Origin of the sequence: Bacillus cereus group sp. BfR-BA-01524 (genome assembly GCF_022662595.1) — a bacterium.
GTDB classification, from domain to species: domain Bacteria; phylum Bacillota; class Bacilli; order Bacillales; family Bacillaceae_G; genus Bacillus_A; species Bacillus_A thuringiensis_S.
The window spans coordinates 1-17,577 of record NZ_JAKUDW010000065.1; the positions used below are offsets into that span (position 1 = coordinate 1).

A 17,577-nucleotide genomic window follows, 5' to 3' on the forward strand; every position below is an offset into this window, starting at 1 on the left:
TGATTTGGATACAAATCATTAATCGCTTTAAAAGGGCTATTTTCATACCTATGTTTGAGTAATCCTCGTAGCCTATACTTTACAAGTAATTTTGTGTTCCACTTTTTTCTTATGTCTTCCTTATTCCATTTTAAAATACTGTTAAGCAAATATGTTAATACCCTCCGCGCCATTTTATTATCTATATCTTCTTTCCATGTATTTGGAGGAAATCTAATTCTTTTTCCATCTAATATTTCCTGATAAATATCTTCTATAGAAATTTCTTTTTTTAACAATATATAAATCCTCCTACAGTTTGTATTAATATTTATACACTATCATCATCATCTTCAATCAATATATCTATATTAAAAAATATAATTAAAATACCCATTAAAATCAATAATAAAATTATTTTTTGAAAAATTTCTAATAATTAACCAAGTAAATATTTATTTTAATTTTCTAATTATTGGTTTATACTAAGTTAGTATTATTATATTTATATATAAGGAGTGCATTCGTATGGAGAAGATTAGTAAAAGCGATATTATTCGTACTGTTCCGCAAAGCGGTTTTTTCGGACACCCTAAGGGGCTGTTTACCCTATTCTTTACAGAGTTTTGGGAGCGATTCTCTTACTATGGGATGAGAGCAATATTACTTTACTATATGTATTATTCAATCTCACAAGGTGGTTTAGGGATGGATCATGCGACCGCAGCGTCAATTATGGCCATCTATGGATCTCTCGTTTACATGTCTGGCATTATTGGTGGCTGGATTGCAGATCGTCTACTAGGTTCAAGTAGAACAATTTTTTGGGGTGGAGTTTTAATCATGATAGGTCACCTGATTTTAGCTCTACCAGGAACTATAAGTACTTTATTCATATCTATGGTGTTTTTAGTACTTGGTACAGGTTTATTAAAACCTAATGTATCTAGCATTGTTGGTGATTTATATAGTGAAAAAGATACTCGACGTGACTCAGGTTTCAGTATTTTCTATATGGGTATTAATTTAGGTGCGCTTTTATCTCCTTTTGTTATAGGAACACTTGGTCAAAAGTATAACTTCCACCTAGGTTTTGGTGTCGCTGCAATTGGTATGCTATTAGGCTTAATTATTTTCGTTCTTACAAAAAAGAAAAATCTTGGTTTAGCAGGAACACGTGTACCAAATCCTTTAACAGACATCGAAAGAAAAAAAGTTATTATACAGTTTAGTATTGGTACAATAGCTATAGTACTATTTTGTATTTTAACGATACCAACAGGTATTTTAACTATTAATCGATTCACTTTATTAGTAAGTATCTTAGGTATTCTCATTCCAACTGGTTACTTTATTTTTATGTATCGTAGTCCGAAAACTACAAAAATTGAAAAGTCTCGTTTAATTGCTTACATACCATTATTTATCGCTGCTACAATGTTTTGGGCCATTCAAGAACAAGGAGCTATCATTTTAGCTTCATATGCTGATCAGCGTACTCAATTAAAGTTGGCCGGTTTTGAACTTCAATCTTCATGGTTTCAATCATTAAACCCTATTTATATTGTTTTGTTAGCACCAGTATTTGCTTGGTTATGGGTAAAGCTCAATTCACGTCAACCAAGTACGGCTAATAAATTTGCTATTGGTTTATTATTTGCTGGTTTATCCTTCTTAGTTATGATTATCCCTGCATACATACATGGTACAGAATCCCTTGTAAGCCCTATGTGGTTAGCGATTAGCTTCCTGTTAGTAGTAATCGGGGAACTTTGTTTATCGCCTGTAGGTTTATCAATTACAACCAAATTAGCACCTGCTGCCTTCTCAGCTCAAACAATGAGCCTGTGGTTCTTAACTAGTGCAGCTGCACAAGCTATAAATGCTCAAATAGTTCGATTATATACTCCTGAAACAGAAATTATTTATTTCGGTGTAATTGGGGGCCTTTCAATCATTTTAAGTGTAATTTTATATTTTATGGCCCCAAAGATTCAAGTTTTAATGAAAGGCATAAAATAAAAAAACTGTGCTAAAAACTTGTTATAATGCAAGTTTTTATGCACAGTTTTTTCGAATGACAATTTAGTTATTTATATATTTTTTGTATGCTAGTTCATCATCATATTGATTATGTAAATAGCTTCTCTAATAACTTTGAACGTCCTCTACTGTATATTCTATCCTTTTATTTACTTTTGAGAGAGAAAAATTAACCGAGAATTCACATTGAACTACCCCCACTTTGACTTCTAAACGAAGTGAAAGTGGGGGTAGTTCAATGTGTTTTAATATGATGTACTGCATATTTTATAACTTCAATTTTTATACATTCGATAATTTATTTATAAAATTATTAAGGATTAATAGAGGTGATTTAGATGAGCAGATTTCGAAAGAGGAATATTAAATCTCTAGAAACTTTTTGGGGATGCTTAGCATTCGGTGTACTAATGTTTGTTATCTTCTTAATTATGGATTTAAAAGATACACCTTTAAGTACATTAAGCTGGAGAGACTGGTTAGGTTCTGCAGTAGGCGCAACCATTTTATCTATTGGTATGTTTACTCTAAATAAATTGAATTTAAAATAAATATTACGTTAACACTGTATGTAGGCTATATATCGAAACTTATTTAAATGTGTTTTTCTCTGTATCTCCTTGTATTGAGTAGTTAGTTTTTGCTAGCTGCTCTTTTATATGTAATCACGTAAAAATATTTTCATATAAGCCATTCATTTCAACAAACTTCTTTATTTATCAAATAACGACTGTCTATTTATTTATAAAACCTCCCTTTATCTAAAAAGCTGCAAAAATTTCTATTCAGCATTTGTACTACTTTTAAGCAATTTAAAATATCCCAAAGTAATCCTCATTAAAATGCAGAGTTCTACTTATTTTTATGTTTTATATAAATAATCTGATTTATTAACACATCTATATCTTGACTTAAATCTAGCACCTGCTGATGTCTAATGTCTAAATCCATATTTATCTACAAGTTTAATTAATTCTACTTTCTTGTCTTCAATTAGTTTTTGTAAGTTTCTCATCTCCATATCTATTAGAACTCCTTTTTTACGATTTAGCAGTTAAATTATAGTATAGATATAAAAATAAAGAAACTGGAACTTTTGGAAATCGAAAGAAATTCAGACGTGTCTAAAATATAATAAAATTATATATATGCATAAATGCATTTAAATTCTTCCATGATAATGTTATAATAGAATTAACCAAGAAGTATCCAACAAATTATGATTAATCACTACACTTTCTTTCAGAATAAGTCAACATATAAAAAGACACTATGCATACTATAGTGTCTTTTTATATGTTCTAATATTAATTGAAAGCCTCCCACCTACTCACTGGACTGTGCCCCTTCACACTCCTTGAGAAAGAAGTCTTCTTAGCTAAAATGATAAAAAACACTAACAATCTTATTATTTATTTCCGAAATATTATGTTAACAAAGAAGGTAAAGGGTTTGTTGTTTCCATTCCTAAAAATCCTAATTTTTAAATAAAAAAAGAAAAACACTCCCGAGAGTGCTTTTCTTTTTAATAAATATCATCTATACTATTTTTACTAGGAGTTGATTTTAGAATATGATCTCCTAGGCTTAGATAATACTTTTTATTTAATAAACCGCAAAATTGGCTGATTTTGTGGTTTATTTTTATGGGCGATAAAATTTAACATGTCCACCATCACGATCGAACCAACCTCTAAATGCCCAGTTAATCCATCCACCATCACCTTTATTCGTGAATTCCCCATCCTCAAATACCCAAATTCCAAAAGTGATTCCATCATATACTGTTGTTCCAAAGAATTTAACACCGTTAAAACGATCCTCATAGTTTTGGTTTAAGTTAAAAACCATAACATTATAACGTTGACCTGCAGAATAAAATGTTGATTCCATTACGCCTTTTACAAATCCTGAACGATTAGTTTGACTATTAATAGCATTCCTAATCAAATTAGCGATACCTAATACATCTATGCTTACATCTAAATTCGCACTAGCTTTCGCTGCATTTGGTAACTTAGACTCTACAAAATTAGTAGGTAATTCAGTAGATAAGTTAGTAGGAATATTAGTTTTAGCAGGAGAGACCTCAGCTGCACTTGCATCTGTTGGTGCGAAAGCTCCCAATCCTCCTAAACCAATAGTTCCAGCTAAAGCAAGGTTCACTAACTTTTTCATTTTTTTCATAAAAAAACCTCCTTTAAATTTTTATAAGGTATTCACCCTTACACCTCAAAGTATATATTTCTTATACAGAAGAGGCAAACGATTTTATCGAAAAGTTTTTAAAGTTTTAATAGTCAAAAAGTTAATAAATATGCAAACAAAACCATTGTAAATGCATATAAGGGATAAAATCCAAAATATATATACATTTACAGGAATAAAAAACCATTAACTGAATTTTTTGTAAATAAATGAAAAAACTTTTGTTTTAGTGTCTTAGATTCTTGTGCAAGAAATACTTGTATTGTGTAGAACGAGGTAGAGCCGCATCGCTATTAAGCTAAAATATTATAGTATCCACAGAAAAAATCAATTTTCCAGACAAATAAGAGTTATATAATATTGTAAATAAAAACATATCATCAACTCTAATAGAATAGAGCTTTTAATTTATGGTAACTCAACCTACTATATAGTATCATAGAGCTATTTGCTTCTAATATTACTCCAGTTCTTATAGGGAAAAATATAAATCCCTGATAGAATACATAATAATTCCATATAAAGTGCTGCAATAAATTCGATAGAAATGTGACTAGCATTATTATATTATTTAAAATTACACTCTCTTTATTATTTCATAAATTTTTGGGTTTGATATAGATTCATTACGTGAGAAAGTATACTAATTATATACCTTCTTACGTAATTCATTCTCAAGTGTTCTTTAAATCAGAATTTAACGAACACTTGAGAGGTGTAGGTTAACCTCCCCCTTTTATCTTGTTGTACAGGGACAAGAATCTCTAAACTATTTAGATAAGAAAGTCTAAACTTTCACTTTGACGTATTTGTTGAAGCAAGAAACTATAAACTAATATTTATTAGTTTACTTTGGAACTTTTTATAAAAATTTGTATAAAATAGAGTGAAATTAGAGATATATTAAGATGAAAATGGTATTTTTTCAAACAAAAAACCTAGTTTTTACTAGGTTTTTTGTTTAACTCATTTATGTTCTACATAAGAAATCCCAAAATATGCTGTTACTCGGGGTTAAAATGAACAAACCGGTTTTCACCCTTAACGTGATGAAAACCGGCTATTTTTTATATCCAAATCCCTTAACGTTGTAAATCTACGTTTTGCTGGCGGTCCCTCTTATACAATCTTTAAAGTTACCTCAATGTTTCCTCTTGTCGCATTAGAATATGGACATACTTGATGGGCTGCTTCTACAAGTTCCTTTCCTGTTTCTTTATCTACACCTTCAAGTTCAACTTCAAGTTCAACTGCAAGTTTAAATCCGTTGCCTACATCATTTTTTAAAATGGAAACATTTGCAGATACTGCTGTTGCCGTTACACCTTTTACCCGATTTGTACGAATCACAAGGTTTAATGCCGAGTCAAAGCAAGCAGAGTAACCAGCTGCGAATAATTGTTCTGGATTTGTCCCATATCCGCCTGAACCTCCAAGTTCTTTCGGTGTTTTAAGATCTAAATCTAATACGTTGTCAGAAGAAACCACTCGTCCATGTCTGCCGCCTACCGCTGTTGCTCTTGCTGTATATAAAGCTGTCATTTTATATTCCTCGTTTCTTTTTTAGTTTTCCAAAATTAAATTGTGCACAATTTAATTTTAAACAATACATTTTAAAATGTCAATTATCATTTTTTACCGTTAGATTGGCAACACATTACTTTGACCGGTGATTATGTATGGAATCTAGAATAGCGTAACACTCAACAATTGTTCATGGATTTTCGTTTAAACTGAAATAAAAATAGAGCCTCAGGAGCGAGATCCTGAGGCTCTATTTTTAATTTAAAAAGGACAGCATAATTTTCTCTAACTCTTCTTTACTTAAATTATCTGCAAGAATTATGACTTGATAAGCGCTATTCTTTCCTTTTGCAGGAACAATCATTTTCATTACTTTATAGTTTGACTCTGTATTGAGACTTTCAATTAAATTTATTTTTGTACCCTCTAATTCATAATGTGTTATCTTTTCATTATTCTCAATGTCCTTGTTTTCTGCCTGATCATCAACGGCTGATTGATTCACATGATAACTAGAATCTTCATTTTTATATCCAGAAACAATACGGGGATTCATCTTTCCAGTAGTCATCGGTGTTTGAACATCTTCCCCAAAGAGTTGATATCCTTTTGCTACATAAGTTGGTGTCTTAATTGGAAAATCAAGATATTCCTGTGCTTCCTTTTTAGTCAAATGAAAATGCGAATATATTTTCTGTCTAAATGTTCCTTTTTCTTCACTGTTTTCCTCATATTTTTTCTGCTCTTCTGAGTCTAATTTTTCAGGACTTCCTACTAACTTTATTTTTTTACCCAAAACATGTGCTTCTGTTTCCAAAGTAATGAATCGATCAAATTCTTCTTTGGTAAACAGATTCCTCGCCACTCCAAGCTCTGTAAGTAAAGTATTATATTCTCCTTCGGAAACAAAAAATTCTGCTTCTGCCTGTTCTTTTGTACCAATCATTTTTTCTACAATTTGCTGTATAGAAATATCAGGTTGTGTTTTTAATTCTTTCATATTATTTTTCACTTCTATTTGTTGTTTCTCAGGATTAGTTGGTATATCCGCACGGGCATTTAGTAAGGATACAGATGATACAGCAATAACTGCGACAACCCCTAGCGCAGACCAACGATATGAATTTTTTTGGAATTTTTTAATCATTAGAATTCTCCTTTTTAATGCTCTTTTATTTTTACTAAAATTCGCTATACTTGGTACATGATAATAACCTGAGTAATGCTCCAAAAGACTAATAATCGTATGTCCATACGCAATTTGTTCCTCTGCATCTATACATGTAAGAGCTAGTGCATCACATGCAAGTTCTTGATCTTCTCGCATACATGAGTAGGCATACCAGAGAATAGGGTTAAACCAATTTAAAATGAGTAGGCCATGCATAAGCCAATTTATACCAACATCTCTTCGCTTAATGTGAGCTAATTCATGATGGAAAATATAGCGTAGCTGTTGTTCATCTAATATGTTCATATGTACACTTGATAACAGTAACTTAGGCCGAATAAATCCGAACACTGTTGGACTGGGAACCTTTCCAGATACTAGTAGAGGAACATCCCGTTGTACAGACATAGATTTCCTACACTCTTCAAAAATTTTGACAATCTTCTCATCTGTAATAACAGGTTGTTTTTTTATGTAAAGTAATAAACGCCTGTTCATTATAATAGTAGCAACGCTTAGAAGGATAACGCCAATAAGCCAAATGTAGATAATGATTGTATAAAATGAAACCTTCTTGTCATCCTGCTTTTCATAATTGTATGTCTGCACCTTGTTTCCCTCAGCATCTAGTTCTGAACTAGGGGTATCTATATCTTCTTTAGTGTTCGATTTTGCACCTTCTGTATATTCGAATTCCTGCATACGCCCTTTTATAAGAATACTTGTTACAGGGTTTCGGCTAGAAATGAATGCATCATCATTCTTGTAAGTAAGAACAGAATAAATACTATAGGAACTATCTGGCGACCAAGGTAAAACAAGCCTTATAATTAATATCATCCATAGCATGTATTGCCAACGTGGAGTTAATTTATTTCTAAACAAGACCTTGATACATAAGATTAGGACCACTAATATACTAGCCATGGCAGAGGTCTCTATCAACCAATCGAAAAAATGAGGTAGGTAGACATTTATAAACATTTCTATCATTATGATCTATCCTTCCTCTGATTTTCCTCAGTTTTCTCATCCAGGATACTTTTAAGCTCGTTAATGTCTTCTGAAGACAGCTTTTCTTCTTTCAAGAAATTTACCAGTAAAGGTTTAAATGCTGCACCATAGAAACGTTTAAGGAAAGATTTTGTTTCTACTTGTAAATAACTATCTTGCGAAACCAAAGGATAATAAGCGTACATTCGCCCTTTATCTTGATGGTAAGCAACTGCTTCTTTGTGAACTAATCGATTAATTAGTGTTCGAATCGTTTTGGGTTTCCAATCCATTTTCTTCTCCAACTCTTCAATTACTTCATTTGCCGTTTGTGGAGATTTTGACCACAGTACTTTCATTACTTCTAACTCAGCTTCTGAAATCTTAAGTAATTCTTTCATTGTTTTAAATTACACCTCCCTTGGATTACAGGTGTAATCCGTAACTGAATATTACACTTGTAATCTTATGTTGTCAATCATATTTAATGTTTGTAGAATTCTTTTCTATACCCATTAATATTTAGAACAAAAAAATTAACAAGTCCATCCACTATTATATTATTATCAATTCCAGAACCTTATACTGCAATTCCCTCATATAATCAGGTCATCATAATTAGTATCACACATTGAGACTTTTTGTTATTAAATTCAATTTAATTCTTATATTCTTTTTGCACTGGTACACACTTAAAAATTAACTTAAATTTATTATAATTAAGCATATATTAATACGCCAACATGATGTTAAGTTTGATTTAATAAAAATTATTTATACTTATTATATATGTAAATTTTATGAATTTTTTTTGGAATGATATCCATTGATACTTATACATATAAGTAACTACAATCGTTACACCGAATTGAATAGATGTCTATTAAAATTCAGCATCATCACAAACATATAAATATAAAAATAAAAAATCTCAATTTGGTAATACAATAGATTGGTAGAGGTGTATATTTTTATGAAGCGCAAATTAATTACAACTGGTCTCCTCGCAGGGACTATATTATCCTATTCTTCTAGTATTTTTGCGGATACTCAAAAGTTTCCTGATGTTCCAAAGTGGGCAGAGCAATCTGTTAATTATTTATTGGAAAAACAAGCTATATCAGGTTTACCAGATGGTACCTTTGGATCAAACGCTACGTTAGATCGAGCTTCCGCCGCAACAATTATAACAAAAGCTTTAGGGATAAAAATTGATACAAAAGCCAAACCTTCTTTTACAGATACCCAAGGCCACTGGTCTACTCCGTATATTGCTGCTGAAAAAAACGGGCATTATTAAAGGAGAAGGTAATGGAATCTTCAATCCATCCGGAAAAGTTGCTCGTGCTGTCATTGCTACTATGCTAGTAAATGCTTATAAACTACAGAGTACAACAAATGATAATGGCCAAAGTAAATTTGAAGATTTAAAAGGGCATTGGGGAGAAAAATATGCAAATATTTTGATTGAATTAAAAATTTCTAATGGTACTGATAACGGCTGGCAACCAAATAGATCCATAACACGCGCCGAGGCCGCTCAACTTACTGCTAAAACTGATATGATATATAGAGAGATGAATAGTGACTTAAAAGAAAAAGACTATACAAATACTAATCCTCTTCTAAATCAGCATCAAAAGCGTTCAGGTAAAGTATTTGAGAAAACAGAAGAAGGTTTAGTGGTTTCTGATGAAAACTCAAGTGTATACGCTATGGTTTCTTGCCCTGAGATCCTTAGAGATATTCAGATTGGGGATACCGTTACCATTTATGCTCCTATTTTCATAGGAGCAATTCCAGATCATCCAGATACTGCTAAATATGCAATTGTTCAAAAAGAAAATGAAGAAAACGTGCTAAAGAAACAATATAAAATGCACACTGGATATGTAATCAATAAATCAAATGATGCTATTGAAATTTCTAGTGAAAATTCGACTGTTAGTGCTATGGTTTCTCCTGAAATCTTACAAAATATAAATATTGGAGATACCATTACTATTTATGGGGCAGATTTTATGAGAAATCCATCAAATGATGAATTATCTGCTAAAGCTCCAATCGTTGAAAAGTTGGCAAAATTAATATTAGGTTTCCAATGGGAAAATGCCCATAATAATAAGTATATAGATGCTATTTCTCTAATATCTATGATTGTGTTAGTTATTTAAAATTGATATAAATTTACTTTGTCTAAAGCTAAAAACAAGAAATTTCTTACAATTAAGAGGCTTCTTGTTTTTTATAAGTGAATGGGATTTATAATTATTAAAATGGAACATTTTATCCCCTATAAATCTATTTATTTAAAATAATTTCATGGATATTTTATTATAAGCTAAGTAGTTTAAAGTTTCTTGCCCCAAGTTCAAAAAGTTTAGACTTTCATGTCACATTATTGAGACATGAAAGTACCTACAAAATTTATAATAATGGCTATTTATCAAAGATTGTTCATGAGATTTTAGTCTAGAGATATACCAAGACATGAATCTCTAAACAATTTTGACGTATTTGTTGAAGCAATAAACTAACATTTATTAGTTTACTTTGGAACTTTTTATAAAAAGTTGTATAAGATAGAGTGATGTTAAAGATATATTAAGATGAAAATAGTATTTTTTTAAACAAAAGACCTAGTTTTTTTGCTTAACTTATTTATGTTCCACATAAGAAATCTCAAAATAAAAAAATTATCAACCAAAACATATATTGGATGATCCCCCTTCATTTATAGACATATTGTTTCTATGTACACATCATGCAAAATTTATATAAATAACTTAGATTCCCAAAATAATGTAACCAACTTGTATCACGATAAACATTTTCTATCAAAAAAAGACCTGCATAAATGCAAGTCAAATATAAATTATGGACTTTCTTTATATAAAATCACTGAAAGAATTTCATATCAATTATGCGTCTGGTGATGGAAATCTTGCAGCTTCAAAATGCGTACTATTTTCTACATTAGAAATAACTCCAGCTACACTACTTTGCGCAAAAATCTCAACTATATCCCCTGCATTTAACTGAATGATTGATGAAACAGCAACAACATTAGCAAAGTTTATTGGACCAAAAAAATCATTATCTATTGCAATTGCCGGATTTCCATTAACTCGAATTTCTACCCGCGCTCTATAATTTGTGTTTAGATTATTGGGAATGAACGCAATAGTCCCAATAACAGAATAAACACCTCTTGTCTTTGGAATAAAAATTGATGTAGCTGGATTATATTCATTCGCTAAATCAAATTGTTCATTTTGGAATAAGACCTTAACAAATGTATTTGCTGGTAAATTTTGATTAACTGTGCTCACAGCTCTAAAAGCAGATGCTCTTACAAGATTATATTGGTTATCATCAGAACAACAATTTACTTTTACATTAACCCAAGGTTTTTCCTCATGCTTTTTATCACATTTTTCATAACCGTTACTGCTTCTATGACAATCGTGATATTTCTTTTTGTAATCCTTACAATGATTACAGTAGTAATAAGACATACTAAATTCCTCCTTTTAATTTATTACTACATGCTATGTAAGATAGATTAGTAAAGTTTGGACAATCTGTTACTAATTTTAATAGAATTAAAATTAGGCCTATAAAAAAAATAGGTCAGTGAAACAATATAACATGTAAAGCAGAAAAACTTCATTTGAACCTATCTATATCAACACTACAAAAGGCTAGAATTCCATTTCTGTTACTTTAAAAATAAGTTCATGTTATACCCAAATCCATAGTTATCAGCTCAATTTCACTTTTTTTCCTCTGATAAATTTTTTATATAAAGGACACACAATTAAACAAGCATAACTACATATGATATATTGTATCCTCTCTTTTTAGATTGTATAGTCGTTACAAAAGGGCACTTTTCTAAGTGCTCTTATAATTACTTACCAAATAGTGTTTTGTTTAAAATAATGGCTACAGCACAATTGGACACATTCCCCAATTTATTTACCCCTAAATCCATGTTAAAATCCCTTTTGAGTACGACATAACTCCCCTCCCAGTAAAGCACTGTAACATTTCATTCAAGGCTCTGTTTTCATCAAACCATTAGTTAATTGTACTGACCACCTTGACGTACAAAGTGACGGTTTTGTTGAATTACTTAAATTTTATATATACTAATAATAATTTTAGTTGTACTATTAAAGTTCCTAAAAGTTATTATTATGGAATCGACAATTGCAATAACTTTACTTCTAACATAGTAATACTTCTCGCTTTTTAACACCTTGGAGCGTACATTGGAGTTGCTTCAATTTATGATAATGATTTTGTTTCAAAATTGCACCACCATTAAAAACATATATACAATATCTTGTGCACCTTTTTTCTATATAAATCTTGATCATAGACTACTTTGAAAAACACTTGTTTTATTTAAAAGCTACACAAAATTGAAAGAAATACACATACAATGTCGTGTATTCTTTTTCAATGCATGTTTAGATGAAAGAACACCCTCCAGGGCGCTCTTTCATTTTTAAAAGGATTTTGTTTAAAGTATAAAAATAAAAACATATTTAGTTAAACCACTCATATACTTTTATAGTGTTGTTATTGGCGTCATGGAGTGCTCTTCAGGCACTCCTATTTTTATGCTTACTAAATAACTACTTTGTTAAAATGAACACTTTATATTTTATAATTAAAATTTACAAATACAAATGCAACCTTTAATCATTTTCTTTAGAGTTATATCAATATAAAAAAGCAATGTATATTATCTTTTCTTTATGCAGAAGTAAGTAAAAAAACTTTATAAAAGAACACAAGTTTATATCAATATTTACTTACTTTATTTTTTGCATATAACAGGTTAAGGAGTTGCATATATTCATCTTCTTGTCCAATATCAAATCGTTTCCCTTTAATCATTTTTCCATATACTTTTTTAGTCATAATTAAAGAATGTATCGCATCTGTTAATTGATATTCTCCCCCAACACCAGGTTGAAGATTTTTTAATAATGGAAAGATATCCGGTGTGAAAACATATCTACCTATTACTGCAAGATTAGATGGAGGATTTACTTTTGGTTTTTCAACAATATTTGTAACATCTATACAATCTCCTTTTACAATATTCCCTGCAATAATACCATACTTTTCTACACATTCATTTGGTACCCTATGAATGCCTATTACACTATTTTTCTTCTCTTTATAAATTTTAATTAACTGGCTTAAAGCGGTTTCTTTATCAGAAACTACAATATCATCTGGTAAGAGTACAGCAAAAGGTTCATTACCAATAAATGTTTCACCTAATTTTATCGCTTCACCAAGCCCTTTCGCATATGGCTGTCTTATATAATGAATTTGAATCTTAGGGACAGTAAGCTCTTTTAACAGATGCGATTTTTTCTCTTTTTCCAAAAAAGCCTCCAATTCTAATGATTGATCAAAGTAATCAACTATTAAATCCTTTCTGCTAGAAAGTACAATTAATATTTGCTCAACACCCGACTTCACAGCCTCTTCCACAATATAATGAATTGCCGGTTTATTACCTATAGGAAACATTTCTTTTGGAATTACCTTTGTAATTGGAAGGCTCCTCGTGCCGTAACCAGCTGCTGGAATAATTGCTTTTTTAATCACTAATCTTCTCTCCTTCAATTGTTTATAACAATGTATTCAGCACCCTCTGTACCTGCGCATAATGAAATTAAAAGAGGCCTTTACCTTCTGCCTACTTTCATTGCTTATATGAATAGGCCCTTTTACTTGTCACCAATTTAACTTGTCCATCAATATACTGTTACAACTAGTACTAAGTTTAGAAAGGTGATTAGCATATGAAGATATGTATTATAGGCTCTGGTTATGTTGGTATTACATCAGCAGCAGTATTAGCAGACTTAGGTCATGATGTGATATGCGTAGATAAAGATCAAGATAAAATTTACTCTCTCCAAATGGGAGAATGCCCCATTTATGAACCAGATTTAAAAGAACTTATTCATAAAAATCGAAAACGATTACAATTTAGTTGTGATATTGATAGTACTATTCGACAATCGCCCATTATTTTTATTGCTGTAGGGACTCCTTCTACATCAAGTGGAAAGACGGATTTAAAATATATTTATTCTGTTATCGATCTACTAGTTCCAGCTATAACATCATATAAAACTATTATTACCAAAAGTACAGTTCCACCAGGTACAAATCAGCAAATATGTGAAAAGCTTATTAAATCTGGTGTTTCATCATCCCTATTCAATATTGTTTCTAATCCTGAATTTCTTCGTGAAGGTTCTGCTGTTCGTGATATGCTCAACCCAGATAGAACTATTATAGGAACACAAAAAGGTGACAAAAAGTCGTTAAAAATTATGCAGAATATATATAAAGGAATTAGTGCTCCTTTCGTTTATACTGGTCTAAATGAAGCAGAGATGATTAAATATACATCCAATGCATTTTTAGCTACAAAAATATCATTTATAAATGAAATCGCTCGGATTTGTGATGCATATAACATTGACATTGTTGAGGTGGCAAAAGGAATTGGCCATGACTTTCGAATTAACCCTCATTTTCTTCAGGCGGGAATGGGATATGGAGGATCATGCTTCCCAAAAGATTTACATTCACTCATCTATACAGCAAGTGATAAGCACGTAGCGGTTCCTATTTTACAAGCTGTACAATCCATTAACTCCACACAAATAGATCTCTATGTTGAAAAGATTCAAAAATCTATAAAAAATCCCTTTTCAAAAAAAATAACGGTGTTAGGAATTGCATTTAAGCCAAATACGGATGATATTCGTAGCTCCCTTGCCGTAATACTTCTTGAAAAATTAATTCCTCATGGTTATGATCTACATGCTTATGACCCCAAAGCTCTTCTTCCTCCACATTTAAAAAGACAAGTTACGCAGCATGATAACCTAGAATCTTCAATTACAAATTCCGATTGCATTATTATCGCAACGGAATGGGATGAATTTAAAACACTTAATTGGAAACAAGTCAAACAAGTTATGAAGGGACGCACAATCGTAGATGGACGCAATTGCATTGAAAAAGATGAAATAGAAAAATACGGATTACAATATATTGGAGTGGGTCGGTCATGAAAATACTTGTAACAGGAGCCGCTGGTTTCATTGGCTCACATTTGTGTCAAGCGTTACTTAAAAATAGTGCATATCATGTAGTTGGAATTGATCATTTCATCGGTCCTACTCCAGCCACTTTAAAGACAGATAATATACAATCTCTCGAATTGAATTCACGTTTCCAATTCATACAAGAAGATATTTTAAATATAGATTTATCAAAACTATTACAAGATATAGATGTTGTTTATCATCTAGCTGCTATTCCTGGTGTGAGAACAAGTTGGGGAAAAGATTTTCAGTCTTATGTTTCAAATAATATAATAGTTACACAGCAGTTGCTAGAATCCTGTAAACACATAAAATTAGATAAATTTATTCATATATCAACATCTTCTGTTTATGGTGAAAAATCTGGCGCAGTTTCTGAAGATTTATTACCTACCCCCCTATCTCCATACGGTGTTACCAAATTAAGTGGTGAACACTTATGTCATGTTTATCGCAAAAATTTTCATATACCAATTGTTATTTTAAGATATTTCACAGTTTATGGGCCAAGACAACGTCCTGATATGGCATTTCATAGATTAATTAAACAACTGTTAGAAGATAAACCTCTCACAATATTTGGTGATGGAACACAAACACGCGATTTCACCTATATTGATGACTGTATACGAGGAACAGTGGCAGCTTTAGAGACAAAAAAAAGTATTATAGGTGAAGTTATCAATATCGGTGGAAAAGAACAAGCTTCCATTTTAGACATCATTTCTATTTTAGAAAAAATATCAGGAAAATCAGCAACCAAAAAATTTCTAAAATCAGTTCCTGGGGAACCGAAGCAAACATGGGCAGATATATCTAAGGCCAATACATTATTGCAATATTCTCCAACAGTTTCTCTATTCGATGGGTTGGAAGCAGAATTTCATTATGTAAAACAACTATACAAAGGAGATTAGTTTATGAAAATTGCATATATATGTACAGAAAAATTACCATCTCCAGCAATTAAAGGTGGAGCAATTCAAATGATGATTGATGGGGTGTCCCCCTATATAAGTCAAGATTATGAACTTACTATTTTCTCTATTTCAGATCCAAGTCTCCCAAATCAAAAAACACAAGATAATGTCAATTACGTGTATTTACCTCAAAAAGAATATGAACAGCATGTTATAAGAACACTCCAAAACAATACCTTTGATATTATACATGTCTTTAATCGCCCTAAAAATATACCTCTATATAAACAAGCTTCCCCACACAGTAAATTTGTATTAGGTCTTCATAACGATATGTTTGCTGAGCATAAATTATCCATTTATGAAGGCAATCTTATTCTTGAAATGGTTACCGCCATTGTGACCGTTAGCAATTATATTAAACAAACTGTGATTGAAAGATTTCCACAAGCTGAAGAAAAGATTTCTATTGTCTACTCTGGTGTAAATTTAAAACAATCCCCCTCCATCTGGACACCAACAGGACAAAAGATAAGAAATGCATATCGTACAAAATACGGTATCCAAGATAAAAAGGTGATTCTATTTGTTGGCCGATTATGCAAAAATAAAGGACCTGACTTACTCATTCATGCTATGAAGAAAATTATTCAAACACATAAGGATACGGTACTTGTAATTGTTGGTGGTAAATGGTTTAGTGATAACCGAGTAAATAAATATGTTAAAAGGCTATATAAAATGGCTAGGCCCATTAAAGAACACGTAATTTTCACCAAATTTATTCCTGCAGATCAAATTCATAATATTTTTCTAATGGGGGATATATTTATATGTAGCTCACAATGGAACGAACCATTGGCACGTGTTCATTATGAAGCAATGGCTGCTGGAATCCCAATTATTACAACAAACCGTGGGGGAAATGCTGAAGTTATAACAGATGAATATAACGGCTGCCTAATAGAACAGTATAATAATCCAATGGAGTTTGCCAGACTTGTCCACGCTTTGCTATCCCAACGAGAATTTGCACAATGGATTGCCGAAAACGGAAGAAAGGTTGTAAAAGAAAACTTTACATTTAAACATACAGCCACAAAACTTGATCAGGTATATAAACAAGTCGCAGAATCTACAAATCAACCTTCTGAAAACTTATTACGCCCTCTCAAAATTCAAATCATTTAAAACACCATTATTATTCATTTTGTGCAGGTCCAAAAAATTTAAACATAGAGCTAAATAGAATTAAATATTTTTGATACAAATACAATTTTCTTTCCGTACAAAATTTTTTATAGGATAAACTCGACGGAGTAAGAATGCTGCGTTAATCTTTTCCTCGTTTCTTTAACGAGATGATTTAATTTAGCAAGGAAACAATTAATTACAAAATGACTACAAATAATTGTTCTCGCAATTAAGATTTTTTATCCTTGATTCGGCCAAATGCAAATTTGTATACCTTATCGATTAATATGGATTGCATCTCCTTTCCTTGTGAAATTTCTGTACTATAAAATTAAAAATATAGGCTAATGCCTACCTAAGGTCAACCTATTCCTATATTTAGAGGTTC

Annotated in this window: 12 protein-coding genes and 3 pseudogenes; 6 read left to right on the top strand and 9 right to left on the bottom strand. The window is 31.2% G+C overall.

Annotated elements, in window-relative coordinates; translation table 11 throughout:
• Positions 1–278, bottom strand: a 278-nt coding sequence (locus tag MR170_RS20950) for a DUF4046 domain-containing protein (RefSeq protein WP_242309121.1), incomplete at its 3' end; no start/stop codon positions are given.
• 229 nt (positions 279–507) lie between these two features.
• On the opposite strand from MR170_RS20950, the gene MR170_RS20955 reads away from it, so the two are divergent.
• Entirely contained in the window at positions 508–2,001 is a 1,494-nt protein-coding gene (locus MR170_RS20955; protein ID WP_105433608.1) for a peptide MFS transporter, read from the top strand.
• 129 nt (positions 2,002–2,130) lie between these two features.
• Here MR170_RS20955 and MR170_RS32740 read toward each other — a convergent pair.
• Positions 2,131–2,213, bottom strand: a pseudogene (locus tag MR170_RS32740) (GNAT family N-acetyltransferase); the annotation flags it as partial.
• A 147-nt stretch (positions 2,214–2,360) separates the two neighbouring features.
• Between MR170_RS32740 and MR170_RS20965 the strand changes: the two are divergent.
• The gene (locus tag MR170_RS20965) at positions 2,361–2,573 is read left to right on the top strand and encodes a hypothetical protein (RefSeq protein ID WP_098641021.1); all 213 of its coding nucleotides are present in this window, start codon (positions 2,361–2,363) and stop codon (positions 2,571–2,573) included.
• A 301-nt stretch (positions 2,574–2,874) separates the two neighbouring features.
• Here the strand turns inward: MR170_RS20965 and MR170_RS20970 are convergent.
• The 5 genes and pseudogenes from MR170_RS20970 to MR170_RS20990 all read right to left on the bottom strand — a co-directional run bounded on the left by MR170_RS20970 (position 2,875) and on the right by MR170_RS20990 (position 8,319).
• A pseudogene (locus MR170_RS20970) lies at positions 2,875–3,043 on the bottom strand (Spo0E family sporulation regulatory protein-aspartic acid phosphatase).
• Between the two features lie 623 nt (positions 3,044–3,666).
• Entirely contained in the window at positions 3,667–4,164 is a 498-nt protein-coding gene (locus MR170_RS20975) for a stress protein (RefSeq protein ID WP_372584636.1), read from the bottom strand.
• 1,185 nt (positions 4,165–5,349) lie between these two features.
• Positions 5,350–5,772: an organic hydroperoxide resistance protein gene (locus tag MR170_RS20980; protein WP_105433609.1), complete on the bottom strand. Its 423-nt coding sequence runs from the start codon at positions 5,770–5,772 to the stop codon at positions 5,350–5,352.
• A 238-nt stretch (positions 5,773–6,010) separates the two neighbouring features.
• Positions 6,011–7,918, bottom strand: coding sequence for a M56 family metallopeptidase (locus MR170_RS20985; RefSeq protein ID WP_242309123.1), 1,908 nt, complete (start codon positions 7,916–7,918; stop codon positions 6,011–6,013).
• Positions 7,918–8,319 carry a BlaI/MecI/CopY family transcriptional regulator gene (locus MR170_RS20990; RefSeq protein WP_064531838.1) on the bottom strand — a complete coding sequence of 134 codons (402 nt, stop codon included), beginning with the start codon at positions 8,317–8,319 and terminating at the stop codon, positions 7,918–7,920. Before MR170_RS20990 ends, MR170_RS20985 begins: the two co-directional genes overlap by 1 nt.
• A gap of 572 nt (positions 8,320–8,891) precedes the next feature.
• On the opposite strand from MR170_RS20990, the pseudogene MR170_RS20995 reads away from it, so the two are divergent.
• Positions 8,892–9,999 (top strand): annotated as a pseudogene (locus tag MR170_RS20995) (S-layer homology domain-containing protein); the annotation flags it as partial.
• An 840-nt stretch (positions 10,000–10,839) separates the two neighbouring features.
• On the opposite strand, the gene MR170_RS21000 reads toward MR170_RS20995, so the two are convergent.
• Entirely contained in the window at positions 10,840–11,436 is a 597-nt protein-coding gene (locus MR170_RS21000) for an ABC transporter permease (protein WP_105433611.1), read from the bottom strand.
• Positions 11,437–12,733: 1,297 nt separating this feature from the next.
• On the bottom strand, positions 12,734–13,555 hold the full coding sequence (locus MR170_RS21005) for a UTP--glucose-1-phosphate uridylyltransferase (protein ID WP_000591180.1): 822 nt from the start codon (positions 13,553–13,555) through the stop codon (positions 12,734–12,736).
• Positions 13,556–13,752: 197 nt separating this feature from the next.
• On the opposite strand from MR170_RS21005, the gene MR170_RS21010 reads away from it, so the two are divergent.
• The 3 genes from MR170_RS21010 to MR170_RS21020 are packed head-to-tail and all read left to right on the top strand — an operon-like array spanning position 13,753 to position 17,186.
• On the top strand, positions 13,753–15,042 hold the full coding sequence (locus MR170_RS21010) for a UDP-glucose dehydrogenase family protein (protein ID WP_098641059.1): 1,290 nt from the start codon (positions 13,753–13,755) through the stop codon (positions 15,040–15,042).
• The gene (locus MR170_RS21015; RefSeq protein WP_064532217.1) at positions 15,039–15,992 is read left to right on the top strand and encodes an NAD-dependent epimerase/dehydratase family protein; all 954 of its coding nucleotides are present in this window, start codon (positions 15,039–15,041) and stop codon (positions 15,990–15,992) included. Before MR170_RS21010 ends, MR170_RS21015 begins: the two co-directional genes overlap by 4 nt.
• Before the next feature lie 3 nt (positions 15,993–15,995).
• Complete coding sequence (locus MR170_RS21020) at positions 15,996–17,186, top strand: glycosyltransferase family 4 protein (RefSeq protein WP_242309125.1); 1,191 nt, start codon at positions 15,996–15,998, stop codon at positions 17,184–17,186.
• Positions 17,187–17,577: the final 391 nt, after the last annotated feature.